The organism is Caenimonas sedimenti, from assembly GCF_007833165.1.
Taxonomy (GTDB): Bacteria; Pseudomonadota; Gammaproteobacteria; order Burkholderiales; family Burkholderiaceae_C; genus Ramlibacter; species Ramlibacter sedimenti.
This window is the reverse complement of sequence record NZ_VOBQ01000018.1, coordinates 69,192-83,248: the sequence shown is the minus strand read 5'-3', so window position 1 is coordinate 83,248 and position 14,057 is coordinate 69,192. Positions and strand designations below refer to the sequence as shown.

The following is a 14,057-nucleotide window of genomic DNA, read 5'->3' as shown; positions in this document are numbered from 1 at the left end:
CGCAACCGCAACAGGAGACAACCATGAAGATGAACCGCAGAACCCTGGCCGCCACGCTGGCCGCCGTATCGATGGCAGCGATGCTGCCGGGCACCGCCCTGGCGCAGAAGAAGATCGTGCTCGGCTTCAGCCAGGTCGGCGCCGAGAGCGAATGGCGCACCGCCAACACCGAATCGATCAAGAGCGCGGCCAAGGACGCCGGCATCGAGCTGAAGTTCAGCGACGCGCAGCAGAAGCAGGAAAACCAGATCAAGGCGATCCGCGCGTTCATCGCGCAGAAGGTGGACGTGATCGCCTTCTCGCCGGTGGTCGCGTCGGGCTGGGACACCGTGTTGAAGGAAGCCAAGGCGGCCAAGATCCCGGTGGTCCTGACGGACCGCGCGGTCGACTCGAAGGACACCTCGCTCTACGTCACCTTCATGGGCTCGGACTTCACCGAGGAAGGCCGCAAGGCCGGCCGCTGGCTGGTGGAGAAGATGAAGGACACCAAGGGCGACGTGAACATCGTGGAGCTGCAAGGCACCGTGGGTTCGGCGCCGGCGATCGACCGCAAGAAAGGCTTCGAGGAAGTCATCAAGGCCGACCCGCGCTTCAAGATCATCCGCTCGCAGACCGGCGACTTCACCCGCGCCAAGGGCAAGGAAGTGATGGAAGCCTTCCTGAAGGCCGAGGGCAAGAAGATCAACGTGCTGTACGCGCACAACGACGACATGGCCATCGGCGCCATCCAGGCGATCGAGGAAGCCGGGCTGAAGCCGGCCAAGGACATCACCATCATCTCGATCGACGCCGTCAAGGGTGCCTTCGAAGCCATGATCGCCGGCAAGCTCAACGTCTCGGTGGAGTGCAGTCCGCTGCTGGGCCCGCAGCTGATGACCGCGGTCAAGGACATCATGGCCGGCAAGCCGGTGCAAAAGCGCATCGTCACGGAGGAAGGCATCTTCCCCATGGAAGTCGCGGCGAAAGAATTCCCGAAGCGCAAGTATTGACCCCGCGCCTTCCGTCATCAAGGGCCTGGCGCTGCCGGCGGCGGTGCCGGGTTGACGTTGATCAACAGAACAAGGCATGACCCCAGAAAGCGCCAACCCCATCCTGGACCTCTCGGGGATCGCCAAGCACTTCTCCGGCACGCCGGTGCTGCGCGACGTGAAGCTGCGCCTGCATCGGGGCGAGATCCACGCGCTGATGGGCCAGAACGGCGCGGGCAAGTCCACGCTCATCAAGGTGCTGACCGGCGTGATCGAACCCGACGCCGGCCGCATGCTGCTGGAAGGCCAGCCGGTCTGGCCGAAGTCGCCGCTGGCGGCCCAGAAGCTGGGCATCAGCACCGTCTACCAGGAAGTGAACCTCTGCCCGAATCTCTCGGTGGCGGAGAACATCTTCGCGGGCCGCTATCCGCGCCACGGGCTGGCGCAGGGCTTCCGCATCGATTGGGCGACCGCCAACCGGCGCGCACGCGAGGTTCTTGCCCGGGTTGGGCTCGACATCGACGTGGAACGCCTGCTGGCCAGCTACCCGGTGGCAGTGCAGCAGCTGGTCGCGATCGCGCGCGCCATCAGCATCGAGTCCAAGGTGCTGATCCTGGATGAACCCACCTCCAGCCTGGATGACGACGAAGTCCGCAAGCTGTTCGAGGTGCTGCGCCGGCTGCGCGACGACGGCCTGGCGATCGTGTTCGTGACGCACTTCCTGAACCAGGTGTATGCGGTGTCGGACCGCATCACGGTGCTGCGCAACGGCGGCTGGGTCGGCGAGTGGCGCGCAGCCGACCTCGGCCCGCAGGCGCTCATCGCGGCGATGCTGGGGCGCGAGATCGCGGCGCAATCCACCGCACCGGCAGTCGCGCCGGCCTTCGACAACAGCGCGCCGCCGCTCTTGCAGGCGCTGGGCCTGGGCCAGGCCCGCCAGTTGCAGCCGGTGGACCTGCAGGTGCGCGCGGGCGAAGTCCTCGGCGTCGCCGGACTGCTTGGTTCGGGCCGCACCGAACTGGCCCGCCTGCTGTTCGGCCTGGAGGCGCCGGACCGCGGCGTGTTGCGCATCGACGGCAGCGAAGTGAAATTCGGTTCCCCGGCGGACGCCATCGCGCAGGGCCTGGCGCTCTGCCCGGAGGAACGCAAGACCGACGGCATCGTGGCGGAGCTCTCCGTGCGCGAGAACATCGCATTGGCCCTGCAGGCGCGGATGGGCGTGCGGCGTTTCCTGTCGCACGCCGAGCAGACCGCACTGGCGGAGCGTTTCGTCGCCGACCTGGGCATCAAGGCTGCGAGCGTGGAAACGCCGATCGGCCTGCTGTCCGGCGGCAACCAGCAGAAGGCCATGGTTGCCCGCTGGCTCGCCACGCAGCCGCGCCTGCTGATCCTGGACGAGCCCACGCGCGGCATCGACGTCGCGGCCAAGCAGGAGATCATGGAGCAGATCCTGCGGCTGGCCCGCGCGGGCATGGCCGTCATCTTCATCTCCTCGGAGATGAGCGAGGTCGTGCGGGTGGCGCATCGCATCGTGGTCCTGCGCGACCGGCGCAAGGTGGGCGAGTTGCCCGCCGGCAGCAGTGAAGACGCGGTCTACGAACTGATCGCGGCCGAGCATGCCTGAATTCATGCGCCACCGTCTCGCCTGGCCGCTGGTCACGCTGTTCCTGCTGCTGGCTGTCAACACGGCGTTCAACCCCAGCTTCCTGCACATCCAGTGGCGCGACGGCCACCTGTACGGCAGCCTGATCGACATCCTCAACCGCGCGGCGCCGCTGGTGCTGGTGTCGCTGGGCATGACGCTGGTGATCGCCACCCGCGGCATCGACATCTCGGTGGGCGCCACCGTCGCCATCGCGGCGGCGCTGGCAGCCTGGATGATCGGCGGGTCGGTGGCGGGCGACGTCAGCCGCTTCCCGATGCCGGTCGCCATCCTGGGCGCGCTGGCCATCGCCCTGGTCTGCGGCCTGTGGAACGGCCTGCTGGTGGCCAAGGTCGGCATGCAGCCGATCATCGCCACCCTCATCCTCATGGTCGCGGGACGCGGCATCGCGCAGCTGATCACCGGCGGCCAGATCATCACCATCTACTACGCGCCCTTCTTCTTCCTGGGCGGGGGCTACCTGCTGGGACTGCCCTTCTCGCTGTTCATCGTGGGGGCGGTCTTCGCCGCGCTGTACCTCGCCATGACGCGGACGGCGCTCGGGCTGTTCATCCAGGCGGTCGGCATCAATCCCGGGGCGGCGCGCGTGGCCGGGATTCAGTCGCGCCGGCTGATCGTCGGCGCCTACGCGTTCTGCGGACTGTGCGCCGGCATCGCCGGCCTGCTGATCTGCTCCAACGTCAAGAGCGCGGACGGCAACAACGCGGGCCAGTTGCTGGAGCTCGATGCGATCCTGGCCGTCACGTTGGGCGGCACGGCGCTCACCGGCGGGCGCTTCAGCCTGGTCGGCAGCGTGATCGGCGCCCTGATCATCCAGACGCTGACCTACGCGATCTACTCGCTGGGCGTGCCGCCCGAGATCAACCTGGTGGTCAAGGCCATCGTCGTGTTCATCGTGATGCTGCTGCAGTCGCCCGAGTTCCGCGCCTTCATCGGCAAGGCGATCCGCCGCCCTGCCCTGCACGAGGGAAGGCCATGAACCCCGCCCCGCCCCGGCGCTTCAACCTCAAGTACCTGCCGCTGGCCGCGACCGTCTCGCTGTTCGTCGCCATGGCCACGCTCGGCTCGGCCATGTACACCGGGTTCTTCTCGGCGCAGGTGTTCCTGAACCTGCTGATCGACAACGCCTTCCTGATCGTGGTGGCCGTGGGCATGACCTTCGTGATCCTCTCCGGCGGCATCGACCTGTCGGTCGGTTCCGTGGTGGCGCTCACGACCATGGTCTGCGCATCGCTGGTCGAGCACCGCGGCTGGAGCATGGGCACCGTGATCCCTCTGGTGCTGGCGATGGGCACCGCCTTCGGCGCTTTCATGGGCTTCCTGATCGAGCGCTTCCGCCTCCAGCCCTTCATCGTGACGCTGGCCGGCATGTTCCTGGCGCGCGGCCTGTGCTACCTGATCAGCATCGACTCGATCAGCATCGGCAACGAGACCTTCGCCGCGGTGTCGCAGATGCGCATCCCGCTGTGGGCGGACGCATCGCTGTCGGTCGGCGCGGCGATCGCCCTCGCCGTGCTGCTGGCCGCGATCTTCATCGCCCACTGCACCGGCTTCGGGCGCGCCGTCTACGCGATCGGCGGCAGCGAGCAGTCGGCCGTGCTGATGGGCCTGCCCGTGCGGGGCACGCTGATCGGCGTCTACACGCTGTCCGGCTTCTGTTCGGCACTCGCCGGCGTGATCTTCACCTTCTACATGCTCTCCGGCTACGGCCTGCACGCGGTGGGCCTGGAGCTGGATGCGATCGCCGCCGTGGTGATCGGGGGCACGCTGCTGACCGGCGGCGTCGGCTACGTCGCGGGCACGCTGTTCGGCGTGCTGATGCTCGGGATCATCCAGACGCTGATCGCCTTCGACGGCACGCTCAGCTCCTGGTGGACGCGCATCGTGGTCGGCCTGCTGCTCCTCGCTTTCTGCCTGCTGCAGCGCCTGCTGACGCAGCGCGCGCCGAAGGCCTGAGACCCTACAACCTCCAGGCAATCCAATGACTGACACCAAGAGAAAGCTGCGGTCCACCGAGTGGTTCGGCACCGCGGACAAGAACGGCTTCATGTACCGGAGCTGGATGAAGAACCAGGGCATCCCCGACCACGAGTTCGACGGCCGCCCCATCGTCGGCATCTGCAACACCTGGTCGGAGCTGACGCCCTGCAACGCCCACTTCCGCAAGATCGCCGAGCACGTCAAGCGCGGCGTCTCGGAGGCCGGCGGCTTCCCGGTCGAATTCCCGGTCTTCTCCAACGGCGAATCCAACCTGCGCCCCACCGCCATGCTGACGCGCAATCTCGCCAGCATGGACGTCGAGGAGGCCATCCGCGGCAACCCCATCGACGCCGTGGTGCTGCTGGTGGGCTGCGACAAGACCACGCCGGCGCTGATGATGGGCGCGGCGAGCTGCGACATCCCCGCCATCGTGGTGTCGGGCGGCCCGATGCTCAACGGCAAGCTCGACGGGCGCGACATCGGTTCGGGCACCGCCGTCTGGCAGCTGCATGAATCGCTCAAGGCGGGCGAGATCAACCTGCACCAGTTCCTCTCGGCCGAGGGTGGCATGTCGCGCTCGGCCGGCACCTGCAACACCATGGGCACGGCATCGACCATGGCGTGCATGGCCGAGGCGCTGGGCGCCTCGCTGCCGCACAACGCGGCGATCCCGGCCGTCGACGCGCGCCGCTACGTGCTCGCGCAGATGTCCGGCGCGCGCGCCGTCGCGATGGCCCGCGAGGGGCTCACGCTCTCGAAGATCCTGACCCGCGAAGCTTTCGAGAACGCGATCCGCGTCAACGCGGCGATCGGCGGCTCGACCAATGCCGTGATCCACCTCAAGGCCATCGCCGGCCGCATCGGCGTGCCGCTGGAGCTGGAAGACTGGACGCGCATCGGCCGCGATGTCCCCACCATCGTCGACCTGATGCCCTCGGGGCGCTTCCTGATGGAGGAGTTCTACTACGCCGGCGGCCTGCCGGCCGTGTTGCGCCGCCTGGGCGAGAACGGCCTGCTGCCGCACCCGGGCGCGCTCACCGTCAACGGCCAGTCGATCTGGGACAACGTGCGCGAGGCGCCGAGCTTCAACGACGAGGTGATCCGCCCGCTCGACAAGCCGCTGATCCAGGACGGCGGCATGTGCATCCTGCGCGGCAACCTGGCGCCGCGCGGCGCCGTCCTCAAGCCTTCGGCCGCTTCACCGGAACTGCTCAAGCACCGCGGCCGTGCGGTGGTGTTCGAGAACCTGGAGCACTACAAGGAGCGCATCGTCGATGAGACCCTGGAGGTCGACGCCAGCAGCGTGCTGGTGATGAAGAACTGCGGCCCCCGCGGCTACCCGGGGATGGCCGAGGTCGGCAACATGGGGCTGCCGCCCAAGCTGCTGCGCCAGGGCGTGAAGGACATGGTGCGCATCTCGGATGCGCGCATGAGCGGTACCGCCTATGGCACCGTGGTATTGCACGTCGCGCCGGAGGCCGCTGCTGGCGGGCCGCTGGCCGTGGTACGGGACGGCGACTGGATCGAACTGGATTGCCACGCGGGCCGGCTGCATCTCGACATCAGCGAAGCCGCGCTCGCCGAGCGACTCGCCGCACTGGAAGCCGCTCCGGCACCGGCGCGCCAGAGCGGCTACCAGCGACTGTACATCGACCACGTGCTGCAGGCCGACGAAGGCTGCGACTTCGACTTCCTGGTCGGCTGCCGCGGCTCCGAAGTGCCCCGCCACTCCCACTGACACCACCCGAGAGGCACACATGACCACGCCCCGCCAGCCGCGCTATCGCGGCATCTTCCCCGTCGTCCCGACCACGTTCACCGAAGCCGGGGAGCTCGACCTGACCAGTCAGAAGCGCTGCGTCGACTTCATGATCGACGCCGGCTCCGACGGCCTGTGCATCCTCGCCAACTTCTCCGAGCAGTTCGTGCTTTCGGACGAGGAACGCGAAGTGCTCACCCGCGCCATCCTCGAACACGTGGCCGGCCGGGTGCCGGTGATCGTCACCACCACCCATTTCTCGACGCGGGTGTGCGCCGAACGCAGCCGGCGCGCCCAGAACATGGGGGCGGCCATGCTGATGGTGATGCCGCCCTATCACGGCGCGACGTTCCGGGTGAGCGAGCCGCAGATCCAGGAGTTCTACGCGCGGCTCTCCGACGCGGTGAACATCCCCATCATGATCCAGGACGCGCCGGCGGCCGGAACGCCGCTCTCCGCACCATTCCTCGCGCGCCTGGCCCGCGAGATCGAGCACGTCGCCTATTTCAAGATCGAGACCGCGGGGGCCGCGGCCAAGCTGCGCGAACTGATCCGCCTCGGCGGCGACGCCATCGAGGGGCCCTGGGACGGCGAAGAGGCGATCACGCTGTTCCCCGATCTCGAAGCCGGCGCCACCGGCTCCATGACCGGCGGCGGCTTCCCCGACGGCATCCGCCCCATCATCGAGGCGCATCGGCTGGGCGACCGCGAACGGGCGTTCGCGCTGTACCAGCAATGGCTGCCCCTGATCAACTACGAGAACCGCCAGTGCGGCCTGCTGGCGGCCAAGACCCTGATGAAGGAAGGCGGCGTGATCGCCTGCGAGGCGCCGCGCCATCCCCTCCCGGCGATGCACCCCGAGATCCGCAGCGGGCTCATCGAGACCGCGCGCCGGCTGGATCCGCTGGTGTTGCGCTGGGGCTAGGGAAAATACGGTCAGGCCAATTTTATATAAATCTATAATTGGCCTTACCACACAACAGGAACGACCTCGTTCCCGTTGGACATCCATGCCACAGCCCCATTCCCCTGCCCTCCTCCTCGTGACGGGTGCCACCGGCAAGGTGGGCCGCGCCTTCATCGAGCGCCTGCTGCAGGGCCCTGAGCGTGAGCGGTTTCGCGTGCGGGCGCTCTGCCACAAGCGCACGTTGCCGCCGCAGGAAGGCCTGGTGTGCGTGCACGGGTCCATCCAGGACCGCGCGGACGTCCAGCGGTCCCTCGACGGCGTCACGCACGTCCTGCACCTGGCCACCAGCAAGGAAACACCCGATGACGTGATGGACGTCGCCGTGAAGGGGATGTTCTGGCTGCTGGAGGGTTGCCGCGCGAGCCCCACGTTCCGGCAGTTCGTGCTGGTCGGCGGCGACGCCGCGGTCGGGCATTTCCACTATGCGCACCCGGCACCGGTGGTGGAGAGCCAGCCGCACACCGCCTATCCGGGCTGCTACGCGCTGTCCAAGGTGCTGGAGGAGGTGATGCTCCAGCAATACCAGATCCAGTACGGCCTGAACGGCTGCTGCCTGCGCGCCCCATGGATCATGGAGAAGGACGATTTCCGCTTCACCCTCTCGTTTGGCGAGGACGTGTTCGGCGGCCCGCGCTGGCGCGACCTGGTGTCCGAGAGCGAAGCGCGGGACCACGTGCGGACCGGCGCGGTCCCGGTGATGCTCGACCCCGAAGACCGGCCGGTCCAGCGGAACTTCGTCCACGTGCAGGACCTGGTGGACGCGATCCTGCTGGCCCTCGATGCGCCGCGCGCGCGGCATCAGCTGATGAACGTGTGCATGGACGAGCCCATCGACTACGGCGTGCTGGGCGAGTACCTGGCCCGTACGCGGGGCGTGCCACTCGTGCCGATCCGCACGCCCTATCGCTCCACCTGGCTGGACAACACCAAGGCGAAGTTCCTGCTCGGATGGCGGCCGAAATTCGACATGGTCCGGCTGGTCGAGTCCGCGTGGGCGCATGAACGGGCGGCAGACGACCCGCGCGTGGTCTGGTACCCCGGTTGATCTCCGGCCGCCCGCCACAGCACCGGGCGGCCTGCAACACCTGAAGTGCTGCTGTCCATTGAATCGAGACGAACGCGAGGAGACACAGATGAACACGATGAAGCGACGCCGCTTTGCCGCGGCACTGGCAGCCACCGGGCTGGCCGCCACATGGGCAACCCCGGCCTGGAGCCAGGCCGCCGGCAAGAAGCTGGTCATCGGCTTCGCGCAGACCGGCGCCGAAAGCGAATGGCGCACGGCGAACACCGACTCCGTCAAGGCCGCCGCCCAGGCGGCCGGGTACGAGCTGAAGTTCTCCGATGCGCAGCAGAAGCAGGAGAACCAGATCAAGGCGATCCGCTCCTTCATCGCCCAGAAGGTGGACGTCATCATCCTGGCGCCGCTCGTCACGACGGGATGGGATACCGTGCTGAAGGAGGCCAAGGCCGCCAAGATCCCCGTCATCCTGGAAAGCCGCAACGTGGTGGTGAAGGATCCCTCCACCTGGACCACGTTCGTGGGCTCGGACTTCGTCGAGGAAGGCCGGCGCGCCGCGCAATGGCTGCTCGGGCACACGAAGAACACCACCGGCACCGTGAACATCGTCGAATTGCAGGGCACTGTGGGGTCCGACCCTGCCATCGAACGGAAGAAGGGCTTCGAGGAAGTGCTCAAGGCCCATCCGCGCTACAAGATCATCCGCTCGCAGACCGCCGACTTCACCCGCGCCAAGGGCAAGGAGGTGATGGAGGCCTTCCTGAAGGCCGAGGGCAAGAAGATCAACGTGCTGTACGCGCACAACGACGACATGGCGATCGGCGCGATCCAGGCCATCGAGGAAGCGGGCCTGAAGCCCGCCAAGGACATCCTGGTGATCGGCGTGGATGCGGTCAAGGGCGCCTTCGAGGCGATGATCGCCGGCAAGATGAACGTCAGCGTCGAATGCAACCCCTTGCTCGGCCCCCAGTTGATGGAAGCGGCCGCCAAGGCCGCCGCCGGGCAGCAGCTGCCGCGCTGGATCAAGTCGATCGAGGGTGTGTTTCCAGCCGAAGTGGCCGCCAAGGAATTCCCCAACCGGAAGTACTGACGCCGCGCCGCCCGCGATCAGGTCTGCGGCTCTTCCCGCGGGTGCACCGAGGTCACCACCCGCACCGCCCGCAGCCGGCCGATCGAGCGGCTCATCGCGGGGGCCAGCATGTTCCACTGGATGGCCAGCACGCTGCGCCGGTAGCGATAGCCGTTGGCGCGCAGCGCGGGGGCCACCAGCTGCAGCGGATCGCTGACGACGCAAAGCACGCGCTTGAGCAGCGGATCGTTCTCGATGGGATGGCCGCCGAGGAAGGCGTCGTCCTTGCCGTTCCAGAGCATGTCGGCGTCGCGGTGGAGTCCCCAGCCGCAATCCCAGCCGCGTTCTTCCATGTGCCGCAGGGCGCCCGAGACGTAGGACGCATCGAAGATGTAGGTGTCCGTACGCACCCAGCGGTCCAGGAAGATTTCCAGCACCGGGCGCGCGGCATCCGGCGGATCGGGGCTGGGCACCAGCCCGCGCAGCATCACGCCGTTCATCTCCATGTAGCGGATGCGCGCGGGGATCTCGCTGACGCGCAGCAAGGCGACGAAGAGCGTGGCCTTGTCGTCGCCGTCGCCGCTGCGCTGCCGCAGCACGTCGGCCGCGGTGGGATATTCGAGCTTGATGCGCTTGGCGTAGGGCAGGCGCTTGACGAAGGCATAGATGGCCAGGGCCTTCTGCCGGTCGGACCGGGCGAGCTGGGTCAACGCCCGCGCTTTGAGGCGCAGCTTGGGATCGGACAAGTCCAGCAAGGGCGTGTTGCCGAGCCAGTCCTCCGGCCGTTCACTCAGTGGGGCCGGCCCCACCGTCTCGGACAAGCGGCCGCGTTTCATGGGTGCCTCGCAGGCACATGGTGAGCCAGTTGGGCGCGCCGGTCAACCGTCGCGGCGCGGCGGACTCGTGAAGCTGGTGGAACAGACTGGCTGGCGGCCCGTCGCGAGCTAGTGCGGCTTGTCGGTGACGAGGATCTGGCGCAGCCGCTTGCCGAAGTCTCGCGCGGCCCCCGCGACTTCCTTCAGCGCCCCTTCATGGTGCCGGCGGCGGCTCACGGGCCGTGCCCAACCCTCGTTGTCGGGATTGAATCGTTCGGGACACCGCCAGGGTTCGCGGTCGCCCATCCTGCGTTCGTTCATCGCGGTCTCCCAGTGTTTTGACGTCATCCTGCGGGAGCTGGCGGGCGGCCCAGGTAGGACGGGTCAGGGCGGCCGCGACAGCCGCGACGCCGCGTCTTCCCGGCCGACAGCGCGACAGCGGCAACCGACGCTTTCTCGGCGAACTGTCCCGCAGCTTCCTCGACGCGGGTTGCCTATCTTTGCTGGACTGTCGTTTTGGACCAGCATGAAACCCAAGAAGCAACCGCCGCAGGAGAAGCCCCCCAGGCAGCACCAGCAACAGCAGCAGCAGCCAGCGCGCGGCAAGGATCAGGCCCAGCAGGCTCTGCACAGCGGCAAAGGCGCGGACAGCGCCCTTCGCCGGCTCAAGGAGTGGGAGCGCGGCCGCGCATCGGCCAGCCCGAAGCGCGGCGGAGACGGCCAGCCGTCGGCGACCTGACGCCCGGGGATGTCCAGCACCACCGGGACGCGTCAGGGCCGCCCGTAGCGCAGAACCATGCTGCTGCTGCCCTTGGCACGCCCGGCCAGGCGTTCGGTCAGCTCCTGCATGGTCAACCCGGCGGGCAATGCGCCGGGTTCCACATCCGTGGCGATCACCGTGAAGACGTAGTGATGTTTGCCGGTATTCACCGGCGGGCACGGGCCCATGTAGTTGGGCAGGTTCAAGGTGCTCTTGCCGCCGGTGTACTTGGGGGAAGGCCCACTGATCTCGTTGTCCGCGAAGGCGGTCACCGTGGCGGGGATGTTGTACGCCACCCAGTGCGCCACACCCAGGCCGTTGCGGCCCTGCTGGTCGTACACCAGCATCGCGAAGCTGCGGGTGCCCGCCGGGACGTTCGTCCAGGCGAGCGGCGGCGCCACGTTCTGCCCGACACAGTTCGGGTTGGTGGGCACGTTGCCCGCGTGCTTCTGCTCCAGCTGCGCGCCATCCGCGAACGCAGGCGACCAGAGGGTGAACACGGGGCCCGCAGGCGGCGCCACGTTGCCGGTGGCTGCGCAGCCGGTTACCAGGGCCGCAGCCAGCACGGCTGAGATTTGTTGCTTCAAGGGAGTCTCCTCGTCGTTGATGAATCAGGCGGGGCACGTCATGGCAAAGCCCAGCGCGAGCGCGGCTTCGTCGACCAGCGCACGGGCATCCGCCGGGTCCGCCGCCAAGCCGAACACGTAGTTGTCCGGCCGCACCAACGCAGCCACGCAGGCATGCCGGTGGAACCAGGCCGCAGCCACGCCGTCCGCCTCGGGCTGCGCGTCCAGCGACACCAATCGCAGGCCGGGCCATGAAGCTGACTCGTCGAGCGAAACTCCTGCCGCCAGCACCAGGCGCCAGCCGTTGCCGGCGATGGCGTCCATCTGCCGACGCCCGCCACCAGCCAGCAACCACGGCTGGGGGAACAGGCTGCCGCGCGCCGGATGGTCCTGTTGCGCCAGCAAGCCGGGTTCCAGGCGGGGCAGGATGTCCTGCCTCGGTGTGTCCTTCACCACGCCGCCGCAGTCGGCCAGCAGCTTGGCATCGCGCGCGCGCGCCTTCGCCGGGTCCCGTTCGCAGATGACCGCGCCCACGCCCTTGATGCGGCTCGTGAGTTCACGCACGTGCGCCTTGCGCTCGATGCCGTAGCTGTCCAGAAGTGCTTCACCGGCGGCTCCCCCGACTTCGCCGCGCAGCACCGGAGCCAGCTTCCACGACAGGTTGACGGCATCGCGGATGCCCTGGCACATGCCCTGCCCCAGGAAGGGCGGCTGCATGTGGGCGGCATCGCCCGCCAGGAACACACGGTCCTTGCGCCATGCCGCGGCCACGAGGGCATGGAAGCGGTAGCTCGCTTGCCGCCACAACTGCCCATCTTGCGGCGTCAGCCAGCGGGCCAGCAGCTTCCAGGTTTCCTCCTCCGTCGCCACCTGCTTGAGGTCCTCGCCCGGCTTCAGCGAAATCTCCCAGCGCCGATGGTTCTTCGGCCCGATCACCAGCGTGCAGGGACGCTCCGGCTCGCAGTACTGCACGCTCGTCTTCGGCAGCTTGGCGAGTCCTTGTTCATTCACCAGCACGTCGACCACGAGCCAGGGCTCGTCGAAATCCAGGTCTTCCAGCGGCATCTCGAGCTGCGTGCGTACCGTGCTGGAGCCGCCGTCGCAGGCGATCGCATACTTCGCTCGCACCTGCTTGGTTGCAGCGCCGTCGACGATGTCCAGCGTGACACCATCGCTGTCCTGCGCGACGCGCGCCATCTCCACGCCGAGCTCCACGGTCACGTTGTCCAGTTCCGCCACTCGGGCACGCAAGGCCCGCTCCACCGGCGGCTGCGTGAAAACCACGGACGGCGTGTAGCCCTGCGGGTAGGGCGGCGCGACCATCGTCATGCGGCGGATCAGCTGGCCGTCGACGCCGTAGAACTCGGATGGCGTGAACGGCTCGCAGTACGGCGCGACGGCATCCATCACGCCGAGCTGCTGGAAGACGCGCTGGATCTCGTGGTCCATCGAGATCGCGCGCGGGATCGCGTACACCTCGCGCAGCCGCTCGCACACGTAGACGCTCAGCCCGGCCTGCCCGAGCAAACCCGCGGCCACCGCGCCCGCCGGGCCGTAGCCGACGATCGCGACGTCGTAGACAGTCTCCGCCGTCATTGCGCTTCGTTGACGATGGGATTGGAAAGCAGACCCACGCGCTCGATGTCGATCTCGATGGTGTCACCGGCTTGCATCCACACCGGTGGCGTGCGGGCCTGGCCCACGCCGGCCGGCGTGCCCATCACCAGCACGTCGCCCGGCTCCAGCGTCAGCACGTCGGCCAGCAAGGCGATGGTTTCGGCGACGCTGAAGATCATGTCGCTCGTGTTCGCGTCCTGCATCACGCGGCCGTTGAGGCGGCTCTGGATCTTGAGGCCCACGGCGCCGGCCGGCAGTTCGTCGGCCGTCACCAGCACCGGGCCAAAGCCGCCGGTGCGGTCGAAGTTCTTGCCGATGGTCCACTGCGGCGTGCGCTTCTGGTAGTCGCGCACGCTCATGTCGTTGTAGCAGCTGTAGCCGAAGACGTACTGCAGCGTGTCGGCCTCCCTGGTGTGACGCGGGACCTTCTTTCCGATCACGACAGCGAGTTCGGCTTCGTAGTCGAACTTGGTGGAGACCTGCGGCAACCACGCAGCCTCGCCGTGCGCCACCTGGGAGGATGCGGCGCGGAAGAAGAACCACGGGTAGTCCGGCTTCTCGCGGCCGCCCTCCTTGGCATGGTCGAAGTAGTTGAGGCCCAGGCAGACGATCTTGCCGGGCTCAGGCACCAGCGGGGCGAGCTTCACGCTGGCCAGTGCGACGCGCTTGCCGGAGAGTGCGGCGCGCGCGGCCGCGGCCAGGTCGACGCCCGCCTTGAGCGCCAGGCGCAGATCGGAGGGGACCTGCGGCTGCGCATCGTTCAGGTCGATCAGGTCGGTGCCGTCGACGAGGGCGAGGCGGGGCGCGGCGTCGCGCAGGTAGGTGGTGAGTTTCATTGAGCAGCTTTCAGTCGGAATCAAGGGAGCCCTGGA

14 protein-coding genes are annotated in these 14,057 nt (G+C 68.0%); 9 read left to right on the top strand and 5 right to left on the bottom strand.

What is annotated here, in order from left to right:
• The first annotated feature begins 23 nt into the window (after positions 1-23).
• From FN976_RS21990 to FN976_RS21955, 8 genes are all read left to right on the top strand, one after another.
• A complete protein-coding gene (locus tag FN976_RS21990; protein WP_145895221.1) occupies positions 24-989 on the top strand; it encodes an ABC transporter substrate-binding protein in 966 nt (321 codons plus the stop codon).
• 76 nt (positions 990-1,065) lie between these two features.
• Entirely contained in the window at positions 1,066-2,592 is a 1,527-nt protein-coding gene (locus tag FN976_RS21985; RefSeq protein WP_145895220.1) for a sugar ABC transporter ATP-binding protein, read from the top strand.
• Complete coding sequence (locus tag FN976_RS21980) at positions 2,585-3,610, top strand: ABC transporter permease (protein WP_255440706.1); 1,026 nt, start codon at positions 2,585-2,587, stop codon at positions 3,608-3,610. The genes FN976_RS21985 and FN976_RS21980 overlap by 8 nt, the downstream gene beginning before the upstream one ends.
• Positions 3,607-4,587, top strand: a complete 981-nt coding sequence (gene yjfF / locus FN976_RS21975) for a galactofuranose ABC transporter, permease protein YjfF (RefSeq protein ID WP_145895218.1) — start codon at positions 3,607-3,609, stop codon at positions 4,585-4,587. The genes FN976_RS21980 and yjfF overlap by 4 nt, the downstream gene beginning before the upstream one ends.
• Before the next feature lie 25 nt (positions 4,588-4,612).
• Positions 4,613-6,349 carry an IlvD/Edd family dehydratase gene (locus FN976_RS21970; protein WP_145895217.1) on the top strand — a complete coding sequence of 579 codons (1,737 nt, stop codon included), beginning with the start codon at positions 4,613-4,615 and terminating at the stop codon, positions 6,347-6,349.
• Between the two features lie 19 nt (positions 6,350-6,368).
• A complete protein-coding gene (locus FN976_RS21965; RefSeq protein ID WP_145895216.1) occupies positions 6,369-7,295 on the top strand; it encodes a dihydrodipicolinate synthase family protein in 927 nt (308 codons plus the stop codon).
• Between the two features lie 85 nt (positions 7,296-7,380).
• Entirely contained in the window at positions 7,381-8,382 is a 1,002-nt protein-coding gene (locus FN976_RS21960; protein ID WP_145895215.1) for an NAD-dependent epimerase/dehydratase family protein, read from the top strand.
• Positions 8,383-8,479: 97 nt separating this feature from the next.
• Positions 8,480-9,448 (top strand): ABC transporter substrate-binding protein, encoded by a 969-nt coding sequence (locus FN976_RS21955; protein ID WP_145895296.1) that lies wholly within the window; start codon positions 8,480-8,482, stop codon positions 9,446-9,448.
• A gap of 17 nt (positions 9,449-9,465) precedes the next feature.
• Here the strand turns inward: FN976_RS21955 and FN976_RS21950 are convergent, their stop codons facing one another.
• Positions 9,466-10,263: a transglutaminase-like domain-containing protein gene (locus FN976_RS21950; RefSeq protein ID WP_145895214.1), complete on the bottom strand. Its 798-nt coding sequence runs from the start codon at positions 10,261-10,263 to the stop codon at positions 9,466-9,468.
• Positions 10,264-10,371: 108 nt separating this feature from the next.
• Positions 10,372-10,563 carry a hypothetical protein gene (locus tag FN976_RS21945; protein ID WP_145895213.1) on the bottom strand — a complete coding sequence of 64 codons (192 nt, stop codon included), beginning with the start codon at positions 10,561-10,563 and terminating at the stop codon, positions 10,372-10,374.
• Positions 10,564-10,768: 205 nt separating this feature from the next.
• Here FN976_RS21945 and FN976_RS21940 point away from each other — a divergent pair, with 205 nt between their 5' ends.
• Positions 10,769-10,981 carry a hypothetical protein gene (locus tag FN976_RS21940; RefSeq protein WP_145895212.1) on the top strand — a complete coding sequence of 71 codons (213 nt, stop codon included), beginning with the start codon at positions 10,769-10,771 and terminating at the stop codon, positions 10,979-10,981.
• Between the two features lie 32 nt (positions 10,982-11,013).
• Here FN976_RS21940 and FN976_RS21935 read toward each other — a convergent pair whose 3' ends face one another.
• Genes FN976_RS21935 through FN976_RS21925 form a run of 3 tightly spaced genes read right to left on the bottom strand, consistent with a single transcriptional unit; the run spans position 11,014 to position 14,021 of the window.
• Positions 11,014-11,589 (bottom strand): YbhB/YbcL family Raf kinase inhibitor-like protein, encoded by a 576-nt coding sequence (locus tag FN976_RS21935; protein WP_222432865.1) that lies wholly within the window; start codon positions 11,587-11,589, stop codon positions 11,014-11,016.
• Positions 11,590-11,613: 24 nt separating this feature from the next.
• On the bottom strand, positions 11,614-13,164 hold the full coding sequence (locus FN976_RS21930; protein ID WP_145895211.1) for a bifunctional 3-(3-hydroxy-phenyl)propionate/3-hydroxycinnamic acid hydroxylase: 1,551 nt from the start codon (positions 13,162-13,164) through the stop codon (positions 11,614-11,616).
• On the bottom strand, positions 13,161-14,021 hold the full coding sequence (locus tag FN976_RS21925; protein WP_145895210.1) for a fumarylacetoacetate hydrolase family protein: 861 nt from the start codon (positions 14,019-14,021) through the stop codon (positions 13,161-13,163). Before FN976_RS21925 ends, FN976_RS21930 begins: the two co-directional genes overlap by 4 nt.
• Between the last annotated feature and the right edge of the window lie 36 nt (positions 14,022-14,057).